This is a genomic window from Porphyromonas sp. COT-290 OH860 (genome assembly GCF_000768935.1).
Classification (GTDB): domain Bacteria; phylum Bacteroidota; class Bacteroidia; order Bacteroidales; family Porphyromonadaceae; genus Porphyromonas.
Window position 1 is genome coordinate 1 of sequence record NZ_JRAR01000066.1, and the last position, 26,198, is coordinate 26,198.

Sequence of the window (26,198 nt, forward strand, 5' to 3'; positions counted from 1 at the left end):
GGGGGAGGATACCCAAGTTGAAAAACACTGCCTCAAGTAGCAAAAAATGACTCTAGAGAACTGAAGCAGCGAAGGGGTTCATTGCGCAATAGTCTCAATATGGCATCGGAGGGGACCCTTTTAGTTTGAGTAGGATTTCACTTCTGGCAAGCACAATAGCAGGGGCTAAGTATGGTTTTTCATCGGGAAAACTTCTATCTTTGTGAGAACCTCAAAGAGGCAGTGTGCCATAATGCCCCCTCCGAGAGAAGACATCTGGGGCAAATTTGGGGCGCCTCCACTGGAGCTAATCCGTCGAAACTCCCTCGGCTAGAGTAGAACTCAACAGAGGAGATTGAGAGCACCTCAGCCGAGATTGAAGGCTCCACTACAGCAATAGCGAGGATCTGAGCACATGCCGCAAGCATAGCAAGTATCCTCATCATCATTTTCTAGAAAAAAATGAAACGATATAATGACAACCCAATGGAACATCGCTCAGCCCTCAATCGAGGACCAAGCCTTAGCTCAGGAGCTCTGCCAATCACTTGAGCTGAGCCCGGTACTCGGCAGGCTGCTGGTAGGGCGAGGGGTACGTAGCCTAGAGGAAGCACGTGCCTTTCTTGAGCCAACTCTAGAATCTCTCCACAACCCCTATCTAATAGAAGATATGGAGGTGGCTGTGCGCCGCTTGAGCCAAGCAATAGAGGGAGGTGAACGCATTCTGATATATGGGGACTATGATGTAGACGGGACTACAGCAGTTTCGCTAGTCTACACCGCCCTTAGGGATCATCTATGCCCAGCAGATAGACTCTGCTACTATATTCCAGACAGATATGACGAGGGATATGGTATTAGTATACAAAGCATCGACCATGCCCACCGCTGGGGGGCAGGGCTAATTATTGCTCTAGACTGTGGCATCAAAGCACACGAACAGATTGCCTACGCCCGATCTCTAGGTATTGACTTCATCATCTGTGACCACCACCAACCCGACGAAGCGCTTCCGGACGCCGTCGCTATCCTAGACCCCAAAAGACCCGGGAACTTATATCCCAACGAGGAGCTTAGCGGCTGTGGTGTAGGATTTAAGTTGATGCAGGCTATGCTCTCCACTTGGGGGCACCCCGAGAACACCGTCTACGAATACCTAGATCTAGTAGCCGTGAGCATCGCTGCGGATATAGTACCTGTCGTGGGCGAAAATCGAGTACTTGCCTATCACGGCCTAAAGAAGCTCAACAGTTCACCCTCGCTAGGGCTTAAAGAAATCATTCGGACCTGTGACCTAGAGGGAGAAATCATCGATATGAACAGCATCGTATTTAAGATTGGGCCTCGTATCAATGCTTCGGGACGCATGATGAGCGGTACTGTCGCCGTAGACCTGCTCACTGCTGACAACGTAACGAAAGCACAGCAATGCAGCGCGCTGCTAGATCAGTACAACAACCAAAGGCGTGAGCTAGACCAAATCGTAACCCAGCAAGCCATTGATTTAATCAAGCGAGAGGGCGGACTAGCCAATAGGCGTATCTTGATTCTATACCAACCAGACTGGCACAAGGGAGTGCTCGGCATCGTGGCCTCACGGCTAACTGAGCGATATAATCGCCCGACCATCATACTTACCCAATCAGCAGATGATCTAGTTGGCTCTGGCAGATCGATGAGAAGTGTCGATCTATATAGTGCCCTAGAGGCGTGCCGAGAGTATTTGGTTAACTTCGGAGGCCACACACATGCGGCAGGAATCACAATCCGAGAAGAAAATTTAGACGCATTCCGCCTCGCCATGGAGGCCTACTTCGAGCGCAATGTCGAGCCCGTACATCTGACCAAACAGATACAGGTAGACATCGAGCTCAAAATCGAAGATGTACAGCCTACCCTACTAGACGACATACGCAGACTTGCTCCTTTTGGCTTGCAAAACGAGCCCCCAACTTTCGTCACCCATAGGCTCCGAGATGCTGGCGGCAGCCGTGTCGTGGGGCGTGACAGCCGCCACATCAAGCTACGCATGACCGACCGCTACTGCAAAAATCGGCCGCTACACGGCATCGCTCTAGGACAAGCTCGCCATGCTAGCTGGATTATGAACCAGCAGGCTTTCGGCATCTGCTACACCATTGAAGACAATAGATTCTATGGCTCTGGGTTTATGCAGCTGCAAGTTAAAGACATCCATACCACAGAGAAGGACTAGAAGCGATGTCACAAGAGGAGGACATGTTGATAGAGCCATCTGCTCAAGGGTGCGATCTTGGCACAAACGAAGCCAACGAAGAGCTACACCTATGGCCAGAAGAATGGGCTGCCGAACTGGCTGATATCCCATCGCCCCTCAAATTACCAGATACAATCGACTGCTCGGGATTAACTCCTGAAGCTGTACTTAAGCACTATTGGGGATACGATGAGTTTCGTCCCCTACAACGTGATATCGTCCTCTCGGTTCTAGAAGGACACGATACCCTTGGTCTTTTGCCTACGGGTGGAGGGAAGAGTATCACCTTCCAAGTACCGGGACTGATGCTCCCGGGGCTTACCCTTGTGGTCACTCCACTGATCTCTCTGATGAAGGATCAAGTCGATCACCTCAGACACCGAGGGATCAAAGCCGCAGCCATACACTCAGGAATGCATAGCAACCGCATCAGCCAAACGTTAGACAATTGTATCTATGGAAGATACAAGTTCCTTTACGTTTCGCCCGAGCGACTTGCCTCATCTGCCTTCAAAGCTAAACTAGAAGCCTTGGATATTAGCCTGCTCGTGGTGGACGAGTGCCACTGCATCTGCCAGTGGGGTTACGACTTCCGTCCCTCATATCTCAATATCCTAGAGCTAAGGTCACTCGTACCAGATGTGCCTATCATCGCCCTGACGGCCACTGCCACTCCCGATGTAGTAGCAGAGGTCCGTCGTGTACTTGGTTTTGGATGTGATAGCCGTACCTATCAGAAAAGTTTCTTTCGCCCCAACCTCTCCTACTCCATTCGCTACAGCCCGGACAAAGAGCAGATGATGCTCCATATTCTTAGTCGTGTAGCGGGCTCGGCTATAGTCTATTGTCGCAGCCGAGATCTCTGCCGCAGCATCGCTAAGTTCCTCAACGAACATGGACACTCGGCAACATTCTTCCACGCAGGACTTACGCATACCGAGAGAGCACTCAGACAGAGCAGATGGATGAGGGGAGAGATCAGGGTGATGGTCGCAACGAATGCCTTCGGAATGGGTATAGACAAACCTGATGTGCGTCTAGTTCTCCATCTAGCGATGCCGACCTCTCCCGAAGAATACTTCCAAGAGGCGGGCCGAGCGGGCCGAGATGGAGAACGAGCCTATGCTGTGGCGATAGTCAGCCAGACGGACGAAAATACACTACGCAGGCGCTTGGCAGATGCTTTTCCTGAGCGTTCCTATATCCTCAAGGTGTACGACTCGCTATGCAACTACTTGGGCATTGGCGAGGGCGAGGGCTTCCAAAGAAGCTACGACCTCGAGATTGATCAGTTCGTCCGACGCTTCAGAATGCGCCCTATTCAAACTCGATCTGCCATTGAGATCATGCAAATCGCAGGTTGGCTCTCCTATCATGAGGACGATACTCGCTCTCGTCTAATGATCCTCTATACACGAGAACAACTCTATCAAGAGCACGTGGGGCATGATGGTCTGTTTCGGGCTTTACTCAGGCTGTACACAGGGCTATTCTCCGACTACGTCTACATCTCCGAGGCTGATCTAGCCAAACAAATGGGGTGCGGAGCCGATGACGTATATACGATGCTCGTAGCCCTGAGTAGACAAAATATCATTCATTACATACCTCTCAAAAATATCCCACGAATTGTCTTCCACATCAGACGTGAAGACACCCAATACCTACGCATACCTCGATCCGCCTACGAGGAGCGACGTGACCGCATGCAGGAGCGCACGGACGCCAGTCTTCGCTATATTAGTAGCAGGAATACGTGTAGATCTCGACTACTCCTAAGCTACTTCGGCGAGCAGTCTACCCAGTCGTGTGGCATGTGTGATGTCTGCCTACGTCGTGAGAGTAACGGACTGCACCACTATATTATAGAAGATACTGAGCGCATGATGCAGCAAATGTTTGCCGAGCAGAGCGAGGGTAAGCCTATCCGCCTGCACGATCTATGCCATAACCTGCCCTATATTCCTGTCGATGTAGCACTAGCTCTACGCTATCTGGCAAGCGAGACAATGAAGTATCGCCTAGCAGGCGAACTTATCTATCTGCGCTAGCCTACAGATCTATGCACAGAAGCAGGATAAAGACACTGATTTATCCTAAGTTAGCCTTGTTATTTGAAAAGAATCAACTATCTTTGTGCCGTTTTTGTGAGAGATTATTCATATAATGTCTAACCCATTAGCAAAAAGCTTTAAGTATTAATTAATTAACAATGGACAACCTAAAAAACATTCAGCCCGTTGCAGACTTCAACTGGGATGAGTTCGAAAAAGGACAGAGCATTTGCCCTGTATCTATCGAAGAACAGGCTAAGGCCTACGAAGGTACGCTGAGCAACGTCAAGGAAAACGAAGTTGCTATCGGTACTGTAACTAAGATCGGTAAGCGTGAGGTACTTGTGAACGTTGGCTTCAAGAGCGAAGGTTCTATCTCAGCTTCTGAGTTCCGCTACAACCCAGACCTGAAGGTGGGTGACGAAGTAGAAGTATTCGTCGAAAGTCAGGAAGACAAGAAAGGTCAGCTAATCCTAAGCCACCGCAAGGCTCGTGCTGCTCGCTCTTGGGATCGCATCAACGAAGCCCTTGAGAAGGACGAAGTTATCAAGGGTTACGTTAAGTGCCGCACGAAGGGTGGTATGATCGTAGACGTATTCGGCATCGAAGCATTCCTCCCCGGTTCACAAATCGACGTTCGTCCTATCCGCGACTACGATGCTTATGTAGACAAGACTATGGAGTTCAAGATCGTGAAGATCAACCACGAGTTCCGTAACGTAGTCGTTTCTCACAAGATCTTGATCGAGGCAGAGCTAGAAGCTCAGAAGGCTGAGATCATTGGCAAGCTCGAGAAGGGTCAAGTTCTCGAGGGTGTCGTTAAGAACATCACAAGTTATGGTGTATTCATTGACCTTGGCGGCGTAGATGGTCTTGTACACATCACAGATCTCTCTTGGGGACGTGTAGGCCACCCAAGCGAAGTGGTAGAGCTAGACCAGAAGCTCAACGTGGTTATCCTAGAGTTCGACGAAAACAAGAAGCGTATCGCTCTTGGTCTGAAGCAGCTCATGCCACATCCATGGGATGCCCTAGATCCTAACCTCAAGGTTGGAGACAAAATCAAGGGTAAGGTAGTGGTTATGGCTGACTACGGCGCATTCGTAGAGGTAGCACCCGGCGTAGAAGGTCTAGTACACGTGTCTGAGATGTCTTGGACGCAGCACCTACGTACCGCTCAGGACTTCCTACATGTTGGTGACGAAATCGAAACTGTAATCCTAACACTTGACCGCGAAGATCGCAAGATGAGCCTAGGCCTCAAGCAGCTCAAGGAAGATCCATGGGCTGGTATTGAGGAGCGCTTCCCAGTTGGTTCACGCCACAAGGGCCGTGTACGCAACTTCACTAACTTCGGTGTATTCGTAGAGATCGAGGAAGGTGTGGATGGTCTTGTACACATCAGCGACCTCTCTTGGACGAAGAAGATCAAGCACCCCGGAGAGTTTACAGAAGTTGGTGCAGAGATGGAGATCCAAGTTCTTGAGATCGACAAGGAAAACCGTCGCCTAAGCCTTGGTCACAAGCAGTGTGAAGAGAACCCATGGGATGTATTCGAAACTATCTTCAAGACTGGTTCTGTCCACGAGGGTACAATCATTGAGCTCCTAGAGAAAGGTGCTGTGGTAGCACTTCCTTATGGTGTAGAAGGCTTTGCAACGCCTAAGCACCTCGTTAAGCAAGACGGTACTCAGGCGGCTCAGGGCGAGCAGCTCGAGTTCAAGGTAATCGAATTCAACAAGGACTCTAAGCGTATCATCGTTTCTCACAGCCGTGTATTCGAAGATGCTCAGAAGGCCGAGAGCCGTGCAGCTGAACGTGCTGAGCGTGGCGAAGCTAAGCGCAAGGAAAGCAACACTGCAAGCGCTGTAGCTAGCAACAACGCTTCTAGCGAAAAGGCTACACTTGGTGACCTCGATGCTCTGGCAGCACTCAAGGAGAAGCTCTCTTAGCAGACCTCTAATAGCTTAAAAATAGCAGAGGCAGTGCCGATTTCCTATGGCACTGCCTCTCTTTTTATCTCCCTATCCCCCAGATCTATACTCTACACTCCTATCAAGCGCCGCATACTACATTCACATAGAGTTTTACTAGTAGATGATACGCTTGATCGTACTCGAAATCTCAAATCTAGATGACCTACTCCAACACAAAGCATCTCGAGTGAACCAAAACCAATCTTCTAACACAGAAAATTTCACACCACATATCTAAGTAAAATACTCACACATAAGATTATTAAACTGCGGTTTAATCAAGCTAAAGAGCAAGGAGAATTTCATCTTTTATGTTAATATTCGCAAACGAACTCTCCTCTAATCGGGGGACAAAAGAAGGCAATAATCTAGGATTACTCCACGCAGGGAATGAAATTGGTGGGAAGATTTTTTCTAATCCTAGGACTAATCTACTAAGATCTACCCACCAATACGGGGAAATTGAAGGAGAGAAATACTCGAGAATACTCTTCAAACATGTAAAACCATCTAGACAAAAGACCTAAACTACTCCATACAAACGACTTGCAAAAACCTCTTCTAGAGAGATATTTTGGCCCGACTGGGGCTAACAGCCCAAACTTGGGTAGAGGTGCTAGAAGGCCTCTAAAAGGGCAAATACGAGGTCTGCTATTTTTCAACCACTCCCGCCTAGATCTTCTCATCAACATTCTGAAATGTGAGCTAAAATATAAACTACGAGTCTTTGAGCTCAGCCCCGCTAGATAAGCAAATATCTTCGCAGTACCTCCTATTTCGAAACACTATCTGGACGACTTGCGCCCCCTATTTTTGTACTAAAGATAGTACCTTTGTCTGTCGGTAAAGTACAATCAAACCTAAATTACTTCTATGACTCAAGTCAATGACCTAACCCCGGGCCGTAAAGCGATTGTAGGGGTTCAGTATCTATTCGTTGCGTTTGGCGCAACAGTACTCGTACCTCTACTGGTGGGTCTAGACCCATCAACAGCACTTTTCTCCGCCGGTATCGGCACACTCATCTTTCATCTAGTTACCAAGGGGAAAGTCCCTATCTTCCTTGGCAGTAGCTTTGCCTTCATCGCTCCCATCAAGAGTGCGACCGAGCTGTACGGTTTGAGTGGTGCTCTATTCGGCATACTCGGAGTGGCACTGGTTTATATCTTGATGTCCCTGCTGATTAGATCGTTTGGGATTAAGTTCATCACACGACTCTTCCCTCCCGTAGTCATCGGGCCAATCATTATGCTTATCGGGCTATCGCTATCTAGTGCGGCTGTCGGTATGGCAGCCTCCAACTGGGTTCTGGCTATCATTGCCCTCTCCGTGGCAATCGCTGTGACCCTCTACGCTCGAGGTATCCTCAAGCTCATACCTATCTTCTGTGGTATCATCGCAGGCTATTTGGCCGATCTGATCTTCTTCGATGTAGACCTTGCTCCTATCGCTGCGGCCGAATGGTTCTCTCTCCCTCAGCTCATCTTGCCCGAACGTCTGATGTGGGAGCCAATTCTCTTCATGATCCCCGTGGCCATAGCCCCCGTCATCGAGCACATCGGTGATGTGTATGTCGTCAATAGTGTCGCACACCGCAACTTCGTACAAGACCCGGGGCTACACCGCACCATGCTAGGTGATGGGCTGGCGTGTCTATTCGCATCTCTCATCGGTGCTCCTCCCGTGACGACTTACTCCGAGGTTACGGGAGCTATGTCATTAACCAAGGTTACTGACCCAGTGGTGCTACGCATCGCAGCTATCACGGGGATTGTCTTCTCGATGGTAGGTAAGGTTAGTGCCCTACTCAAAAGTATTGACCCTGCCGTACTCGGCGGTATTATGCTACTTCTTTTCGGGACAATCGCTGGGGCAGGTATCAACAACTTACTACACAGCAAGGTCAATCTTGGCAGCTCACGCAACGTGGTAATCATATCCGTTACCCTAACGACCGGTATCGGTGGTGCTGTACTGCAGATGGGGAACCTCACGCTCGCTGGCATTGGGCTCTCGGCCATCGTAGCGGTCCTACTCAACCTCATTTTACCTCAACCCAAGGAAGAAGCATAAGTCTATCGACACATCCCTAATCATTTACACTACAAACCCTCTAAACATTAAATAAATGATGAAACGTTTTTACTTTCTTCTGCTGGCTTGCCTAGCTCTGGTAAGCATCGAAGCACAGAACGTGCAGCTACACTATGACTTCGGGAGTAAGATGGGCGATGCGCACAAAGGACGCCCTAGTCTGACCACGACAATCGAGCAGTTTCGGCCAGACAAATGGGGGAATACCTTCTACTTTGTCGATATGGACTATCAGGACTCTGGTATCCGCTCGGCATACTGGGAGATCTCTCGTGAGCTACGCTTCTGGAGAGCGCCCCTGCTCCTGCATCTAGAGTACAATGGTGGCTTGAGCAACCAGTTCTCCTACAAGGACGCCTACCTCTTTGGTGCCACGTACGCCTACCACAACAAGGACTACACCTTCGGCATCAACATTACTCCGATGTACAAGTACCTAGCCAAACAAGAGTACCCACACTCGGCACAGCTTACTGCCGTGTGGTACTGGCACTTCATCGAGGACGCCTTCACCTTCAATGGCTTTATGGACATCTGGGGTGATCGCAACTTCGAGGGAAAGAATATGACGGTCTTCCTCTGCGAGCCTCAGTTCTGGGTAAATCTTAATCGCTTCGAGGGCTTCTCGGACAAGTTCAATCTAAGCATTGGGGGCGAGGTGGAGATTAGCTACAACTTCCCCGTACAGAACAACAAGCTCCACGTAATCCCTACCCTTGCGGCGAAGTGGACATTCTAGGATATTAGATTTATTCATCAAATACTACTCTACTCAGGAACACGCTACCTAATATGAATTTATACAAAGCCTTAGGGTTCGACCCCAGTAAGCACAGCGTGCGTACAGAGATTACTGCTGGGCTGACCACATTCCTCACGATGAGCTATATCCTCGCTGTGAACCCCGATATCCTGAGCTCCACGGGCATGGACAAAGGGGCTGTCTTCACGGCTACTGCACTCGCATCTGCTCTCGGTACTATACTTATCGCTTTCCTTGCTAAGCTCCCCTTCGCCCAAGCTCCAAGTATGGGCATCAATGCCTTCTTTGCCTTCACGCTTGTAGGGGCTATGGGCTACAGCTGGGAGGCGGCACTAGCTGCGGTATTCGTCGAGGGGATTATTTTCATTCTGCTGACTATCTTCAATATCAGAGAGCAGATAGTACGCTCAATCCCGAAGAACTTGCGCTTCGCCATATCGGCTGGTATCGGTATGTTCATTGCCTTCATCGGGCTGAAGAATGCGGGCATCATCGTGTCTAACCCCGCCACATTTGTCGCCCTAGGTAAGTTCACACCCACAGCCTTACTTGCCTGCATCGGTATTCTCGTCAGTGGTACACTCGTCGTACTCAAGGTGCGTGGTGCACTCTTCTATGGGATTGTCTTCTGCACGATCATTGGCATTCCCCTCGGAGTGACTACAATCCCAGAGAACTTCTTCCCTATCTCGATGCCACAGTCGCTTGAGCCGACCTTCTTCAAGTTCGACTTCAAGGCACTGCTCAATATGGATATGGCTTTGACGATCTTTGCCCTCGTCTTCATGGATATCTTCAATACTGTCGGTACGCTCATCGGGGCAGCTGCAAAGACCGAAATGATGGACAAAGACGGCAATGTGAAGAATATCAAGCCCGCCATGATGGCTGACGCACTCGCCACATCGGCTGGTGCAGTACTGGGCACCTCGACTGTGACAACCTTCGTAGAGAGTGCCTCTGGCATCTCGGAGGGCGGACGCACGGGTATGACTGCGCTGACCTCGGCTTCGCTCTTCTTACTTGCACTTTTCCTCTCGCCACTCTTCTTACTTGTCCCCTCTGCAGCCACAACGGGGGCTCTCGTTCTGGTTGGGGTATTCATGCTCGAGGCAATACAGGAGATTGATCTGTCGGATATGTCCGAGGCACTTCCCTCTTTTGTCACCATGCTGACCATGGTGCTAACCTACAACATAGCCGAAGGTATGGCACTGGGATTAATCAGTTACACGATCGTCAAGCTACTAAGTAGCCAGTGTAAGCAGGTTAGCCTAACACTCTACATCGTGACTGCTCTACTGCTCTTGCGCTACATCTTCCAGTAAGTGTAGAGAACTCTTTACAAAACATAATCGCCTGTGTAGCCGATACTACACAGGCGATTACGTTTTATAGGAGGACAGTCTATTTAATCAGGTTGCCGAACTTGCTCGGTCGCCCTAAGACTAATGCTGTTCCTTGGGACCTTTGACCTGAACATTCTCTCCATGAGTCTTAGCAATAGCCTCGTAGTACTCCTTGCTATAGCCGGGGAAATTGGGCATCTCGGATAGGCCATTGCCATTGTCTAGGAAACGACCATCTTTTTCCTTCTTCTCATTGCCGTCCATATACTTGACTAGGAGGTATTCGCCGAGTTGCTTCCAGCGTGCTGTAGCTCCGTTGGCAGCATCTGCACAGTAGTTATTGAGGAATGCAACGGCCTTAGCTGGCGATTCCTTGTACAGACGAAGTGCCTCAGCGTCGATAGCTTTCTGTGCGGCATCGAAGCCATTCTCTAGACGCTCCTGCACGGGGCGAATATCACGGATCATAGGTTCGTAGCGATTGTACGCCATATTGGCAACCCAGTTGTGAATCCAGAAAGCTGATGTCCAAGAGAAGTGCATCATATCACCATTGCCCTGACGGTAGCACTCTGGGATCGCTGTAATGCTTGTGTACATCGGAGTAAATACAGCCGTATTGGCATCGTCTACGCCGAACCAAAGTACCCCACCGATTGCATCGGGGAGCCAAGAGCGTAGCTGAGCCACAAGGACGAAGCCAGTCTGCTGTGTCGCGATGGCACGTTCGTTCATATACTCCTTGCCATCAACCTCGAAGGTCATGGGGCGCCAGCGATAGGGGGATTTGTATGGGCCTGCACCAACGTCCTCGGTCATAGACATGGACGTGCCTTCGTAGTGGTTGCGCATAGCCTTACGCACATCGGCCACAGAGATTTTGCGCTCGGGGATTACATACAGAGGCATTGGCTCGGCCTCTACATCTCCTCTGACATGCGCTTCGTACTTCTGGGTTCCTTTGTTAAACTCACGGAAGAAACTCCACACTCTAGCCTCGCAGCCACGTAGACCGCTGAAGGTGTATGGATTGTATGCCTTCTGGAAGTCGAAATCTTTGTCCTTACCCTTGAAGTATCCCATCTCACGAGCTAGGTTCACCACGTCCTTTTCGTACATACAGTTTTCCTTGTCGTCGAAAGGAATTTGGTGGATACGTGCCTGATTGGCATGAGCCGAAATAGCATTGTCGGGGATACGAATAGCCACCCAAACAGCCCCTTTCTTTTTCGGCCCTTTACCGATCATCTCCATAACCCAGACTTCATTCTTATCGGCAATGGTAAAAGACTCTCCACTGCTGTGGTAACCATAGTCACGCACGAGGTCTGTCATCACCTTAATGGCTTCTCTTGCAGACTTACTACGCTGTAGAGCCACATAGATCAGACTACCGTAGTCCATGATGCCTTTGGGGTCATGGAGCTCCTTGCGTCCGCCCCACGTACTCTCGGTGATCGCCACCTGATGTTCGTTCATATTCCCCACTACGTTGTAGGTCTGTAGTACCTCGGGGATATACCCTAGGTGCTTGTTGGTATCCCACTCACGGATCTCACGCATCGTACCTTGCGCCCAGCTCTTGGCGGGCCAGTGGTAGAGCTCTCCGTAGAGCGTGTGCGAGTCTGCAGAGTAACTGATGATCACAGAGCCATCGACAGAGGCTCCCTTACCCACGATTAGGTCGGAGCAAGCGTCGGCTGAAGCCACACTTGCAGCCATAGCGACGGTCGCTGCGGCTGTAAGCAAAAGATTTCTCTTCATAAGCATCGATTTTTATATAATGAATGTTTGCTAATAATTGACGTATAACAGCCCTAAAGATACAAAGAAAAGAGATGCGCTAGAGGGCATAAACGGCCGAACTCCCTCTAGCGTCAAGGCTATATCCTGCACAAAAGTACATTCCAGCAGCCTCCACCTTGAGAGTTGGCATATACGCCACCTAGTGCATCTCAATTAAGTAGCCTCGCTGAATGTGGTAACCGATACTACGATGATGCTTGAGATCTACTCTAGAGGCTAAAACTTTAGCCCCAGAGAAATCGAAATATTGTGCAAACGGTTATTCCCTTCGTGAAATAGGAAATACTCATCTAATCCTATCCCCACATAGAACGGATCCATTAGCTTGAATTTAAGACCGCACTCAACCCTTAGATATGGAGCCTCAAGACGATTTCCTAACCAATATCCTGCCCCTAGATTGCTATACAAAGAATAGAAATGGTTATCTCCTTGAGGGAACTCATACCCGAAATATGCCCCGAGATGCGAAACATCTTCAAACCTCTGAACTCCGATAACCATACCCAGACGGTAGTTAGACTTAATCTTCCAGTCCGAAGACAGGAGATTATAGCTACCTCCTAAGGGAGAGTTATACAGAGAAGTTAAACGAACATCAAACTTCTTGACCGAATGTGACGGATTGCCAGCTACAGCAGTGCCCGAAAAGACAAGCATTGTAGCCAATAGCCATGGGAACACCTTGCTTCTCATAATACTTTTTCTAGTTAAATTAAGAACTAAAGTTTAATGTGCATGCCTATTGAAAAGTACATTTCTCACAAAACTCTACGGTCAAAATTAAACATAAAAAGCGAATTAGAGAAATAATAATCTGATACTGAAATTGAAAACTTACCTACTAACCACTCGACCGTATAGGTCGAAGATGTCGGCGGAAGTAATCTCGACGGGGTAGAACTCCCCTACTTGGAGCGTAGGTGTCCCGTCGGTATGCTTGATTAGTACCTCTTGATCGACCTCTGGCGAGTCAAATTCGGTACGCCCAATGTAGTATTCGCCCTCTTGTCTATCAATTATGGTACGCAGAGTCTGCCCGATCTTCTGTGCATTAAGCTCTGTGGCGATGCCTTCCTGTACACGCATCAGCTCATTGATACGCTCCTGCTTGACCTCTAGAGGGATATTATCCTCATAGTGCTTATAAGCATAGGTTCCCTCCTCGTGCGAGTAGACGAAAGCACCTAGACGATCGAAGCGAATATCACGGACGAAGTCGAGCAGCTCAGCGAAGTCTTGATCCGTTTCGCCGGGGTGCCCTACAATCAAGGTCGTACGCAGGTGCAGATTTGGGACCTCTGCCCTCATCAGGTGCAGCAGATCGTAGGTTTCGGCCTTAGTAGTACCACGGCGCATCGCCTTGAGCATTGGGTCACTGATGTGCTGCAAAGCGATATCCATATACTTACATACGTTCTCCCTCTCTCTGATGACGCGCAGAATATCTCGAGGGAAGGCATTCGGGTAGGCGTAGTGCAAGCGAAGCCAATCCAAACCATTGATATCGGATAAACGCTCAACCAACTCGGGTAGCTTATGCTCTTTGTATAGATCTAGCCCATAGTAGGTCAGATCTTGTGCAATGAGCTGAACCTCTCTGACGCCTCCGTCTACCAGAGTTTGTGCCTCCTTGATGATATCCTCGATGCTGCGTGAGCGATGTTTACCCGTACTGATGGGGATAGCGCAGTAGGAGCAAGTGCGATCGCACCCCTCAGATATCTTGAGGTAGGTATAGTGACTAGGTGTGGTGATGCTTCTATTACCTCCCATAGGATCGTTGTAGTAGGCTTTGCCAAGGTCGCTAATGAGCTTCTTCCAGTTAAACTTGCCATAGTAACCGTCTACCTCTGGGATCTCTGCCTTGAGTTCGTCCATGAAACGCTCGGTCAAGCAACCCATTACATACACTTGACCTACCTTGCCACGCTTCTTACTCTCAACGATATTCAAGATCATATTGATCGACTCCTCTTGTGCATCTTTGATGAAGCCACAAGTATTGATCACTACGATCTCTCCGTCTATAACATCGGCGTTGTGCTGTACTTTGTAACCATTGGCCAAGAACTGGCGAATTAGGTGCTCGCTGTCTACCAAGTTTTTGGAGCAGCCGAGCGTAATCATATCTACTTGATTTTTTCTCATCTACCGTTATTGTGAAACAAAAGACCCAAATCGCTCCCGAAGCGACTCGGATCTTGCCATAAATATTAGGTGCAAAGATATCATAAATCTACCATAGCTAGGAGCTTTTTCCTATTCTGAGGAACAGCCACTCTGGGATTATCAACAAAAATTTACACCTCTGATGATGTTTTGACTCACTACAAATAGCTAGCCCGAACTCTGTCGGCCAAAGAGCTCACTGCTTATTTGCCCTCTAGAAAGCCCTAGATTGCATTTACCTCTATTGAGGCCTCTCTCCTCAGCTAACCTCAAATAAAGGGCTTAAACGAGGTCTTCTTAAATAACTAATAACTAGACAAATATACTGGTCGATCAGAGATAAGCATAGGCTTTCGGGGCAGTTTGGAGCATTTCTTCCCATCAATTCTCTCCGATTGTAGGACTAACCTCAAGCGATGTTACCTACGATCGCCAGAAGTCTTCCCTTCAATCTCAAAGCACGAGAGGCTACCCCCAATGGAGATAGCCTCTCGTTTAGCCCAAATTAGGCTCTAACATTTATCATATATTAACATTCATTTAGGTCTTTGGCTTACCACTTTCTATTCAGTATGGAGGAGACCTAGTGAACTAAGAGCCTTGCTTTTTCTTCTTTCTCTGTTTGCGCTTAACCCAATAAATGTAATAACCCGTAAGTGGCAGCGTAGCTCCAAGCAAGGCAACCAAGAAGGTAATACTTTTGATAAACCACCCTCCCCAAGAGCCCACATGCACAGCATAGATCCAACCTCGTACTTTCTGCTGGCGAGGCTGCTCGGTATAGGGTGTATGCTCGGTAATCTCGCCTGTGCGTTGATCAAATCGGTATTTCTCCGAGGCTCTAGGATTACCCCACGTAAACTGCTCGGCAACGCTTGCCTCTCCATTCTCTAGTGTAATCTGTCTATAGCTAGGGTGCTGGGCTTCGAGCCTACGGAACACCTCTTGCCAAGCCAAATAGCTAATCGACACAAGTTCCTTCTTCTCTTCGGTCTTACCCGATTTAGACGAATTAAATTGAGTGCCAAAGAGCCCATACAAACCGCTACGCCACCACGGGAAAGACCAGTTGAGCCCAGTGATGCAAAGAATGAGCAGAGGGATAGCCAGATAGATCCCCAGTGATCTGTGGCTATCGTACCACATACGCTGCCGGCTCGCCTTGGTCTTGATCTGGAAGTGCTGCTTGAGATTTTTCACGGACTTAGGTACCCAAATAACTATACCAGAAATCAATATGAAGATAAACAGAAGTACTCCATAGCCAACTATGGCCTTCCCCCAAGTACGGCTACCATCTAGCAGCCAGCGGTGTAGCCTCATGACATCTCCAAAGAAACCATCTCGCTTGCCTCTCTGGCCTGCCACTGTGGCCGTATAGGGATTGACGTATAGACTCTTGTCCCCCCTCTGTAGCTGTACCACATAGTTTCTAGTGGTATCACTCGGTACAGTTATGCGAGCGACAGCATCGTCCTCTAAGGTGCGATTAATACGCTCAACCACTTCGCTAGGCTCTAACCTAGCTTGTACCGGTGGGTCGGAAACGAAGTAGAGCTGCGGACTAGCTAGCTCGCGACACTCGTCCTCAAAGACTAGTATAGCCCCCGTTAGACAGATGAGAGAGATCAGTAGGCCAATAGCAAGGCCTAGAATCTGATGAATGCGAAAGAATACTTTTTTCATATATGGTCTAAGTTTGTACATACTACTAGGCCGTTGGACAACAGCCTAACTTCAAGGTTTAATCAAGGCGAATAGCAGATAACTAAAAAGCCCCCCGAGAGTAGTATATCTCGGAGAGCTTACGATGTCTAGTGCTGCAATCCTCTGCTACCTCTAGCCTAGATAAGGCTTGAGAGGCTGGCATTTGTCGCTTTGACGTAGGCGCTTGATGGCCTTCTCTTTGATCTGGCGGACACGTTCACGAGTCAGCCCAAACTGATCGCCAATCTCCTCGAGCGTCATCTCTTGATTGCCACCGATGCCGAAGAAGAGTTTCACGATCTCTGCCTCACGCTCTGTAAGCGTAGAGAGTACACGATCGATCTCTCTAGCAAGAGATTCGTTCATTAGAGAGCGGTCTGCATTGGGAGCATCGTCATTGACTAGCACATCTAACAGACTGTTGTCTTCGCCCTCTACGAATGGAGCATCTACAGAGATATGACGCCCAGACACTTTGAGAGTATCGGAGATCTTATCCTCTGCAATATCGAGCTCCTGAGCTAGCTCTGCGGACGATGGACGGCGCTCATTCTCCTGCTCAAACTTAGATAGAGCTTTGGTGATTTTGTTGAGCGTACCAACTTGGTTGAGGGGCAGACGCACAATACGTGATTGCTCGGCTAGAGCTTGTAGGATAGACTGACGAATCCACCAAACGGCATAGGAGATGAACTTGAAACCACGTGTTTCGTCGAACTTCTCAGCCGCCTTGATCAGCCCGAGATTACCCTCATTGATCAAGTCAGGTAAGCTCAGCCCTTGGTTTTGGTACTGCTTGGCCACAGAAACGACGAAGCGCAAATTGGCACGTGTCATCTTCTCTAGAGCTTTACGATCGCCTCGCTTAATGGCTTGTGCCAGTTCGACTTCTTCCTCAATCGTGATGAGTTCCTCACGACCAATCTCTTGGAGGTATCGGTCGAGAGAGGCGCTCTCTCTGTTGGTTATCGACTTAGAAATTTTAAGTTGTCTCATCTGAATCCTATAAATCTTTACACGTATAGAACCGCAAAGGTACACACTTTGTTTCGATGTGTCAAATACTCACTATAAGTGATAATCATAGTCACTAGAGGGCATTTACCCCATTTGTGTGGCAGGCATCAAGACAATCTCAGCAGGTCTATCATGGTCGTCAAGGGTAGAGCTGGAGTCGCCCCTATCTCCGAGGCACAGTAAAGCATTGCATGGCCAGCATAGGCCAACATGGGCAAGTCATTTGCCCCATCACCCACGACGAGCATCTGGTCTAGTGAAACATAACGTTCTCTGGCGATTGTCTGTACTAACCGAGCCTTAGCCTCGGCATCTACTATCTCCCCCGAGAATTGCCCCGTCAGCTCCCCACCAGAGAAGCTCGGAGAGGAGGCGTAGTAATGGTCGTAAGTGAGGCGGTCTTGCAGAGCTTGGCAGAAGATATCGTAGTTGCTCGTCACGATATCGAGCGGCAAGCCACAATCCGCAAGCCAACGATAAAAGGCCTCAATGCCAAGGGCGAGTCGAGCTGACCGAGCTGTCGCCTCGAGCAGATCTCGCTTGGTTCCAGCGAGCATACGTGTACGCTGACGAAAGCTATCCTCAAAATTGATTGCCCCTAACATAGCCTGCTGGGTAATCTTCTCAAAAGCTTGGCCTAGGCCTACCTGCCTAGCCAGCGACACAAGCAACTCGTCCTGTAGAAGTGTACCATCAAGATCGGAAACAACATGGGCAATAGGGTGCTGCGCTTGGGCACTAGGGTAATAGACGACAGCTCCATAGCTACGCACGAGAGGCAATAGCTGCGTAAGACGGTCGAGACGCTGCCCAATGCTCTCTGGCGCTTCTCGCGGTAGTTGTAGCTCTAGAATCGAAATACACGTCTGGGGGGCGTGTGGTAGCTGTGGATCTAGCTCTGTAAGATGCCCAAACGATTGCTCTGGGTCAATAAAGCAACGTGTGATATAGACCAAGTCATCTCGATCTATACCACACGTCCTCAAACATCTTTTGAGTATTGATGTGATCGCCTCTACCGATAGGCCTGAGGCTATGTATATATGCTCTCGAGAGAGTGTAGGAGAGAGCTCCAACCCGATACTAACGTCCCGTATGCCCAAATCCGCCTGCTCCTCTATCGCTTGCCTCTAGAGCCTCCACCTCAAGCCACTCAGCCTGCTCATGTTTGGCAATCACAAGCTGGGCGATACGCTCCCCGTCCTTGATTTCAAAGGCTTCACCAGAGAGATTAACCAAAATGATGCCGATCTCTCCCCTATAGTCTGCGTCAATCGTCCCCGGGCTATTGAGCACGGTAATGCCGTGCTTCAGCGCCAAGCCACTACGAGGCCTTACTTGTGCTTCGTAGCCCACGGGCAACTCTATGAACAGCCCAGTTGGGACTACTATACGAGCAAGCGGAGCGAGGACGATGCTCTGCTCTAGATTGGCACGCAGATCCATACCGGCTGCCGCATTGGTTGCATATTGTGGCAGTGCATGCCTCGAGCGATTGATGATTTTGACTATCATGATCTGTCTATTTCTTGATTATGGTTCCTGCCAGTCGCCTTCTTCCTTAATCAACTCAATGAGCTGATCCACGGCCTCGGCCTGATCAACACCTCGACGGATACAAGTCTGTCCCTTGTAGAGATCAATCTTGCCGGGAGCCGCTCCCACATAGCCATAGTCAGCATCTGCCATTTCGCCGGGGCCATTAACGATACAACCCATGATGCCTATCTTCAGACCCTTGAGGTGAGAAGTAGCAGCCTTCACACGGGCGATTGTTTCTTGCAGATTGTAGAGTGTACGACCGCATCCGGGGCAGCTGATAAACTCTGTTTTGCTCATTCTTAGGCGAGTAGCCTGTAGAATGCCTAGCTGTGTCTTAGCCATATCTTCGTCCGATATGCCATCAGCCAAGAGGCACAGCCCATTACCCCAACCGTCTAGCAAGATCGTACCAGCATCTGCCGCGGCTTGCAAACGGAAGAGAGTGACATCATTGGTACGATAGTGGTGGCTCAACACAATAGGATTGTTCAGTCCGGCTCTTCTCAGTAGAGTAAAACCAAGACGCCACTCGGCAGCCACGTTGGAGCCAGGGCTATCCAAGAGGACAATAGTCTTAGGATTATCTTTTAACTTCTGGATAAGCTCGTCTGTAATGCTATAACAATCGGCCTTGATATAAGCTAACTCATCAACTTTAGCACCGTCTTTGCTGTACAGATACCCGTCAGTTCCGAGGCTATAGTCAGCTTGCACCAGCTCTGCTGAGGTATCAGACTTCAGTGCGTTGGGGCTAATCACAATGGGGAGATTGCCTCCGCCTACGAGTTTGCCTACGGCAATACTCTTGGCTCTTGCCTGATCACGTAGCTGATTGTACTCCTCCCAAGAGGGCAGAACTTCCTCGGCTAAGCCAAGCGGCGTGCGTGAAGCTATATAATCTACAAGAGCCTTCCCTACGGGAATCTCGAACTCTGGGTCTTCGCTTAGAGATACTCGAATGGTATCCCCTATCCCATCAGCCAGAAGAGAACCAATACCTACTGCACTCTTGATTCGTCCATCTTCGCCCTCTCCAGCTTCCGTCACGCCTAAGTGCAAAGGGTAGGCAGGATAGCCACATTCGTCCAAGCGACGCACCAGCAAGCGCACGGCAGCCGTCATGACGAGTGTATTGGAGGACTTCATCGAGATAACAATTCGATCGAAGTTGTGCGCACGACATACGTCTAGATACTCTAGGCAGCTCTGTACCATGCCCTCTGGCGTATCTCCGTAAAGCATCACCATGCGCTCGGAGAGTGAACCATGATTGACGCCAATGCGAATCGTGCGACCAAGCTCCTTGGCACGCTCAACGAATGCGCCAAAGCGCTGCTCTACCTTCTCATGCATCTGTCGATACAGCTCGTCCGTCCACTCACGAGGAGTAGCAGTCTTGGTATCAACATAGTTGCCGGGATTGACCCGAACCTTCTCAATATGCTCTAGGGCTTCATCGGCGGCTGTAGGGTTGAAATGAATGTCAGCGATCAAAGGAGTACTATACCCTAGAGCATCGATACCGGCACGTATATTGGCTAGGTTGGCTGCTTCCTTGCGCCCTTGGGCTGTATAGCGGATATAATCTGCACCAGCCTCTATGATACGCTTTGCTTGAGCTACGGCGGCTTCTGTGTCAAGCGTAGAAACATTAGCCATCGACTGCAGGCGAATAGGATTGTCTTTGCCCAGCGGACGAGTACCGATGAAGACCTCTACCGATGGGCGACGTCGATACACGCAGGGAGTACTATAAGTGCTCGTATATAAATCTGACATAATGAATGTTTTGTCTAAGTGAAAAGCCGAGGGGAGTCGCTGCGACTTCCCTCGGCTTTTCAACAATCTTGTAGACCTATTAGTTCGTTTTGTACTTGAACTGAACAGTCTTTAGCTCTTCGTTGGCCTTGATAACCTTGTTTTTGAGCGACTCCTTGAAGTTCTCAAGACGCTGATACAGATCGGGGTTATCCGTGGCCATCATCTGCACGGCAAGGATAGCTGCATTCTCTGCTCCATTAATCCCCACAGTGGCTACGGGAATGCCCGGAGGCATCTGTACGATCGCCAGCAGAGCATCGATACCCTCTAGTGTAGACTTAACTGGAACACCGATTACTGGAATCGAAGTCATCGAAGCAATCACACCACATAGGTGCGCAGCCATACCAGCCGCGGCGATGATCACCTTGATGCCTCTCTCCTTAGCACCCTTGGCAAAATGCTCAACCTCCGCAGGTGTGCGGTGAGCCGAGAGGGCAAGGATCTCGAAAGGGATCTCTAGCGAATCCAGACGTGCAGCAGCTTTCTCCATGATTGGGAGATCGCTCGTGCTACCCATGATAATGCTTACTACTGGCTTCACGTGATTATCCTCCGATTAGCTTGATATAGTCGTCTGCCGAGAGTAGACCGTCTAGATCCTCAATGTTGGCAGGCTTGAGCTTGATGATCCAACCCTTACCGTAGGGATCTTCGTTCACTAGCTCTGGGTGCTCCTCTAGCTCAGCGTTGAGTTCTAGGACTTCTCCCTCTAGAGGTAGCATCAGATCCGATACAGTCTTCACGGCTTCAATAGAGCCGAAGACTTCTTCTGCGTTTAGCGTTTCGCCTTCTGTGGTTACGTCTACGTAAACGATTTCGCCGAGTTCACCCTGAGCGTAGTCGGTGATACCAATGTAGACCACATCGCCCTCGGCGCGTGCCCACTCATGATCTTTGGTGTACTTCAGTTCCTTAGGAGTATTCATACAACACGTTTATAAAGGTTGATAATTGATGAAAAATTGTCTACAGCAAAGATAAGCAAGTTTTTTGATCAACAAGCCAATCTTTGGAGCTATTCTACCTCGTGTAGAGCCACCTAGTGAAAGCATTTGAGCATGAAAACTCCTAAGAAAGGCATGAACCCTCAACATAACTAATAATCTCGTCTAGCTCGCTGGGGGCAAACCACCTAATCTCGGCATCTCTCTGCCACCATGTGAGCTGCTTGCGCGCGTAAATCCTACTATTGCGCTGAATCTGTCGCTTAGCTTCGTCCAAGTCAATCGCCCCATCGAAGTAGGCGAATAGCTCTTTGTAACCAACCGTATTGAGAGCATTGAGCTGGCGATAGGGGTAGACAGCCCTAGCCTCCTGATCCAACCCCGAGGCGAACATCTGCTCCACACGCAGGTTGATGCGCTCGTAGAGATCTTCTCTCGGGCGATTGAGCCCAATCTTGATGATTTCGAAGGGGCGCTCTCGCCTCTGCCCCGTATGGTAGGAGCTAAAAGGTCGGCCCGTAGACAAACAAACCTCTAGGCCATGCAAGACACGTTTGTAGTTCTGTTTGTCCACACGATCGTAATAAACAGGGTCAAGCTCCCTAAGCTGCGCCAAAATTGGCTCTAGACCCTCCTCCTCATAGCGCCGATACACCATGTCTCTAACCTCTGGATCGACATCAGGCATATCGTCTATCCCATGGCAAACAGCATCGATATACATCATCGAGCCGCCACTCAAGATCACATACTCGTGAGAGGAGAAGAGCTGCTCGAGTAGAGCCAGTGCCTCTTGCTCATAGAGGCTAGCACTATAAGGCTGATGAATGCTGCGTGCACCTATAAGAAAATGCTCAGCTGCACCAAGCTCCGAGGAGCTTGGTGCAGCTGTCCCTATCGGGATCTCTCTATAGATCTGGCGAGAGTCTGCCGACACTATGGGCGCAGAGAAGTGCCCAGCAAGGCGTAGACTGAGCTCTGTTTTGCCCACACCTGTAGGCCCCAGCAAGACGATCAGTTTACCCACAGCGGCAAAGAGGCTCTAGTATAGCGACTCGGCATCGGGCACATCTAGCCCATCAAACCCCTCTGGGTCTAGCTCATCTAGGTCAATCTCTCCGTCGCCAAAGAGATCATCATCTAGAGCAAATGGCGAGTTGGCAGCTCCCCCAATGCTTCTTGTCTCGGCAAACTCTAGGCTTGAGGTTTGCTCTGGTGCTTTACCTTCGGATAGAGTAACGACAGGTTTATCGAGCGTTTCGCCGGGAATCAACTCTACCAGCTCCATAAAGAATGCACGCTCGGAAAGCATATCAAAAACGAATAGCAGCCTCTGCCCCTTATCCTCGAGTAGCTCATCTAGCTTAGTCTCACCCATCAGGTAGGTATCGTACTCCGATCCCATACCCATATCCATTAGGGTAATCTCCTGCCCCTTATTCCAATCCTCATCACAGAGGTAGAAAGTCGTCATCTCGGACGGGCTATACCCCACAGATTTGAGGATAAAATCGTTAAGCTCCAAGAAAGTAGCCTCGGAGTCGATCTGTATTTCTCTGCGGAAAAAGTCATTCTCGTCCGAGAGCATCAAAAAGCGGTAAATCATATCTCTTAATTATTGCACTACTACCGAGTGCTTAGTTTATGTTCCGAATGTAGGACAAAGATAAGAAAGTGTCTTTACCCAAATATGGGTTAAGGAGAATTGAGCCAGAGAGCTTAGCCTCGAGGTCTAACGCTTCATCGCACGATCCATCTCTCGGCGATCGTCACGCTCCTTCATCGAGGCTCGTTTGTCGTACTGCTTCTTACCTCTAGCGGGGGCAATCTCCATCTTGGCTAGACCTCGCTCGTTGATGAAGATCTTGGTGGGCACAATCGTTACACCGGGAGTCTGTACATACTCTTGTAGACGTTTGAGTTCCTTACGATTGAGTAGGAGCTTGCGCTCTCGAGTAGCCTTATGGTTGTTGTACGAGCCATACGAATACTCTGTGATGCTCGCATTCTTGAGCCAAAGCTCTCCATTGTGGAAGTAACAGAATGCCTCCACCAAGCTAGCCTTACCCTGACGAATGGATTTAATCTCCGTGCCCACGAGTACCATACCCGCAGTATAGAAATCCAGCAGTTCATAGTCGAAGCTAGCTCTCTTATTTTTGATGATGATATTCTTATTGATCTTATCTTTCTTATTAGTCTTCATTGTCTTAGTCGTTATTGCGGAGCTTTGCGCCAGAGCGATAGCGCCAGCAAGATGAATACGAAGTTGGGGAGCCAAGCAGCCAACCAAGGAGGCATAGCTCCACTATTGGCATAGGTCGTAGAGATGGAGGAGAAGAGGATATAGCCCGCACACATACCAATGCCGATAGCGATGTTAATCCCCATACCATTCTTCACTTTCTTAGCCGAGAGCACCGCCCCAATGAAAGTTAGAATGAAAGCAGAGAATATAGCTGCGTAGCGCTTGTGTAGCTCGATGGCGAATAGCTTAGCATTGTCTACCCCTCGCTCACTCTGTCGCTCTACATATAGTGATAGCTCAGGGCTAGTCATCGTTTCGACGTCTTTCTCCGAAACAAGGAAGTCCGAGGGAGCTATGGGGATAATGGTATCCATCTCCGAACCGACCTTGGCCGTTTCTTTGCCGTCCTCAAAATCTCTAATTCGATAGCTATATATCGTCCACCGCCCAAGCGTATCGTAGTAAGCTCGCTGAGCCGTTAGGCGAGAGCGTAGCTCACGTCCCTCGAATCGATCAAGTGCTAGGTCATAGCCCGTCTTATCATTGGCGTTGAAAGACTTGATAAAAAGGAAAACATCTTTCTCCACCTCTAGCTGTACACTCTCGGCATACTCAACTTTTTTATTCTTGACATAGGCATTCTCAAAGGCTTGTCGCTGCTTGGTACTGGGCGGAATAATGTAGTTGTTGAGCACAAACGTAACGGCAGCTATGACCGTGGCCGAAACGATATAAGGGCGTAGCAACCGCTTAAAGCTCATACCACTGGCCAGCATTGCGATAATCTCCGAGTTTTCCGCCAGTTTGGTCGTAAAGAAAATCACGGAGATGAAGACGAAAAGCGGGCTAAAGAGATTGGCGTAGTAGGGAATGAAGTTGAGATAGTAATGAAACACAATCTCGTAGAGCGAAACCTCTGGCTTGAGAAAATCGTTGATCTTCTCATTGACATCGAAGACAATCGCAATGGAGAGTATGAGAGCAATACTGAAGACGAACGTACCCAAAAAGGTCTTGATGATATACCAATCGACACGCCCTAGCCAAGGCACACGTCCTGTGCGCTTGACCTGAGCAATGGGCTCAGGTGAGGCTACATCGTCGCAGCTCCTGACGTGCGTCTGCTCCTCTATCGGCATTTCGTTCTCGTACATATCTCAGCAATGGCTTTATAGTCGGTTGTCCATACGTCTGACCATGACCTCCTTCCACTGAAGGAAATCCCCCTGCAAGATATGCTCCCGTGCCTCACGCATCAAACGCAGATAGAAGGCCAGATTGTGGATTGAGGCAATCTGCAGCCCCAAGATCTCATCGGCTTTGATCAGATGGTGCAAATAGGCCAACGTGTACTGGCTATCGACAAACGAATAGCCCTCCGGGTCAATCGGGCTAAACTCTCGTGCCCACTTGGCATTGCGGATATTGATCGTGCCACGGCTGGTGAATAGCTGTCCGTTGCGTCCGTTGCGTGTAGGCATGATGCAGTCGAACATGTCCACACCACGAGCGATATTCTCCAGCAGATTAATTGGTGTACCGACCCCCATCAAGTAGCGAGGGCGATCCTGAGGGAGTATGCTATTGGTCAGCTCCACCATCTCGTACATCTTCTCTGTAGGCTCTCCCACTGCTAGACCACCGATAGCATTACCCTCAGCCCCGAGCGAGGCAATATGCTCGGCCGCTCGGCGGCGCAAATCTGGGTAGACACAGCCCTGCACAATGGGGAATAGGCTCTGGTGATAGCCGTACTTGGGCTCCGTTTCTCGCACACGCTTGAGGCATCGAGCAAGCCATCTCTCGGTTAGTGCTAGTGACCGCTCTGCATACTTGTAGTCTGCATCTCCCGGGCAACACTCATCGAAAGCCATAATGATATCAGCCCCGATTGTGCGCTCTATATCCATCACACGCTCGGGAGTGAATAGGTGCTTGGAGCCATCTATATGAGAGCGGAAGGTTACCCCCTCCTCCGTGATCTTGCGATTGTCTGCCAGACTAAAAACCTGATAGCCCCCACTGTCTGTAAGGATAGGGCCACTCCAGCTGTTGAATTTGTGCAGACCACCAGCTTGCTCCAGTATCTCTAGTCCCGGACGCAGGTATAGGTGATAAGTATTGCCAAGTATAATTTGGGCCTTGATGTCGTCTTTGAGCTCTGGCATATGCACAGCCTTGACCGAGCCCACAGTACCCACGGGCATAAATATAGGGGTCTGGATCACACCGTGATCCGTGGTGATCTCTCCTGCTCGTGCCGAGGAATTGGGGCAACAGTGTTGTACCTTGAAGGTAAGCATCTAAATATCCTTATAATGAATGTCTATCTATAAACAATCTACAAAGATAAACATTCGGACGCAATGCTATTCTCCAGCATAGCAAGTGCACATTCCTCCTTCCAGCGCAACAATGTTGATCTAAGTTAGTCCTAAAACTTGGCTTGGCGTTAGGTATCCTAGCCGTTTTCTGGGTCTTCGATTA

At 49.3% G+C, this 26,198-nt stretch carries 21 protein-coding genes; 6 read left to right on the top strand and 15 right to left on the bottom strand.

The genetic code is table 11. The features are described from left to right. The first annotated feature begins 454 nt into the window (after positions 1 to 454). From recJ to HQ41_RS07545, 6 genes are all read left to right on the top strand, one after another. Positions 455 to 2,194, top strand: coding sequence for a single-stranded-DNA-specific exonuclease RecJ (gene recJ / locus HQ41_RS07515; protein ID WP_044190017.1), 1,740 nt, complete (start codon positions 455 to 457; stop codon positions 2,192 to 2,194). 5 nt (positions 2,195 to 2,199) lie between these two features. Next, positions 2,200 to 4,266, top strand: coding sequence for an ATP-dependent DNA helicase RecQ (locus HQ41_RS07520; RefSeq protein ID WP_235316935.1), 2,067 nt, complete (start codon positions 2,200 to 2,202; stop codon positions 4,264 to 4,266). 161 nt (positions 4,267 to 4,427) lie between these two features. Further along, positions 4,428 to 6,221, top strand: a complete 1,794-nt coding sequence (gene rpsA / locus HQ41_RS07525; protein WP_044190019.1) for a 30S ribosomal protein S1 — start codon at positions 4,428 to 4,430, stop codon at positions 6,219 to 6,221. Between the two features lie 897 nt (positions 6,222 to 7,118). Further along, on the top strand, positions 7,119 to 8,318 hold the full coding sequence (locus tag HQ41_RS07535) for a uracil-xanthine permease family protein (protein WP_044190025.1): 1,200 nt from the start codon (positions 7,119 to 7,121) through the stop codon (positions 8,316 to 8,318). 58 nt (positions 8,319 to 8,376) lie between these two features. Beyond that, positions 8,377 to 9,078 carry a DUF5020 family protein gene (locus HQ41_RS07540; protein WP_044190027.1) on the top strand — a complete coding sequence of 234 codons (702 nt, stop codon included), beginning with the start codon at positions 8,377 to 8,379 and terminating at the stop codon, positions 9,076 to 9,078. 53 nt (positions 9,079 to 9,131) lie between these two features. Next, complete coding sequence (locus tag HQ41_RS07545) at positions 9,132 to 10,430, top strand: NCS2 family permease (RefSeq protein WP_044190029.1); 1,299 nt, start codon at positions 9,132 to 9,134, stop codon at positions 10,428 to 10,430. A 120-nt stretch (positions 10,431 to 10,550) separates the two neighbouring features. Here the strand turns inward: HQ41_RS07545 and HQ41_RS07550 are convergent, their stop codons facing one another. From HQ41_RS07550 to tgt, 15 genes are all read right to left on the bottom strand, one after another. Further along, positions 10,551 to 12,215, bottom strand: coding sequence for a dipeptidase (locus tag HQ41_RS07550; protein WP_044190059.1), 1,665 nt, complete (start codon positions 12,213 to 12,215; stop codon positions 10,551 to 10,553). A gap of 258 nt (positions 12,216 to 12,473) precedes the next feature. Further along, a complete protein-coding gene (locus HQ41_RS07555) occupies positions 12,474 to 12,953 on the bottom strand; it encodes a hypothetical protein (protein ID WP_044190030.1) in 480 nt (159 codons plus the stop codon). 141 nt (positions 12,954 to 13,094) lie between these two features. Next, positions 13,095 to 14,408, bottom strand: coding sequence for a 30S ribosomal protein S12 methylthiotransferase RimO (gene rimO / locus HQ41_RS07560; protein WP_044190032.1), 1,314 nt, complete (start codon positions 14,406 to 14,408; stop codon positions 13,095 to 13,097). A 612-nt stretch (positions 14,409 to 15,020) separates the two neighbouring features. Continuing rightward, positions 15,021 to 16,115 (bottom strand): PepSY domain-containing protein, encoded by a 1,095-nt coding sequence (locus HQ41_RS07565; protein ID WP_052405348.1) that lies wholly within the window; start codon positions 16,113 to 16,115, stop codon positions 15,021 to 15,023. 153 nt (positions 16,116 to 16,268) lie between these two features. After that, on the bottom strand, positions 16,269 to 17,132 hold the full coding sequence (locus HQ41_RS07570; RefSeq protein ID WP_044190036.1) for an RNA polymerase sigma factor RpoD/SigA: 864 nt from the start codon (positions 17,130 to 17,132) through the stop codon (positions 16,269 to 16,271). A 128-nt stretch (positions 17,133 to 17,260) separates the two neighbouring features. Next, positions 17,261 to 18,256 (bottom strand): HAD-IB family phosphatase, encoded by a 996-nt coding sequence (locus HQ41_RS09390; protein ID WP_160225973.1) that lies wholly within the window; start codon positions 18,254 to 18,256, stop codon positions 17,261 to 17,263. Then, a complete protein-coding gene (dut, locus tag HQ41_RS07580) occupies positions 18,237 to 18,668 on the bottom strand; it encodes a dUTP diphosphatase (protein ID WP_044190038.1) in 432 nt (143 codons plus the stop codon). Before dut ends, HQ41_RS09390 begins: the two co-directional genes overlap by 20 nt. 18 nt (positions 18,669 to 18,686) lie before the next feature. After that, complete coding sequence (gene ispG, locus HQ41_RS07585) at positions 18,687 to 20,474, bottom strand: (E)-4-hydroxy-3-methylbut-2-enyl-diphosphate synthase (RefSeq protein WP_044190040.1); 1,788 nt, start codon at positions 20,472 to 20,474, stop codon at positions 18,687 to 18,689. 79 nt (positions 20,475 to 20,553) lie between these two features. Next, entirely contained in the window at positions 20,554 to 21,060 is a 507-nt protein-coding gene (gene purE / locus HQ41_RS07590; RefSeq protein ID WP_044190043.1) for a 5-(carboxyamino)imidazole ribonucleotide mutase, read from the bottom strand. A gap of 4 nt (positions 21,061 to 21,064) precedes the next feature. Beyond that, on the bottom strand, positions 21,065 to 21,445 hold the full coding sequence (gene gcvH, locus HQ41_RS07595; protein ID WP_044190045.1) for a glycine cleavage system protein GcvH: 381 nt from the start codon (positions 21,443 to 21,445) through the stop codon (positions 21,065 to 21,067). Positions 21,446 to 21,587: 142 nt separating this feature from the next. Then, positions 21,588 to 22,490 carry a tRNA (adenosine(37)-N6)-dimethylallyltransferase MiaA gene (gene miaA / locus HQ41_RS07600; protein ID WP_044190048.1) on the bottom strand — a complete coding sequence of 301 codons (903 nt, stop codon included), beginning with the start codon at positions 22,488 to 22,490 and terminating at the stop codon, positions 21,588 to 21,590. Between the two features lie 15 nt (positions 22,491 to 22,505). Continuing rightward, entirely contained in the window at positions 22,506 to 23,069 is a 564-nt protein-coding gene (locus HQ41_RS07605) for a hypothetical protein (protein WP_044190051.1), read from the bottom strand. A 126-nt stretch (positions 23,070 to 23,195) separates the two neighbouring features. Beyond that, positions 23,196 to 23,669 (bottom strand): SsrA-binding protein SmpB, encoded by a 474-nt coding sequence (gene smpB / locus HQ41_RS07610; protein WP_044190053.1) that lies wholly within the window; start codon positions 23,667 to 23,669, stop codon positions 23,196 to 23,198. An 11-nt stretch (positions 23,670 to 23,680) separates the two neighbouring features. Continuing rightward, positions 23,681 to 24,763, bottom strand: coding sequence for an LptF/LptG family permease (locus HQ41_RS07615; protein ID WP_044190063.1), 1,083 nt, complete (start codon positions 24,761 to 24,763; stop codon positions 23,681 to 23,683). A 117-nt stretch (positions 24,764 to 24,880) separates the two neighbouring features. Then, positions 24,881 to 26,014: a tRNA guanosine(34) transglycosylase Tgt gene (gene tgt / locus HQ41_RS07620; RefSeq protein ID WP_044190056.1), complete on the bottom strand. Its 1,134-nt coding sequence runs from the start codon at positions 26,012 to 26,014 to the stop codon at positions 24,881 to 24,883. Positions 26,015 to 26,198: the final 184 nt, after the last annotated feature.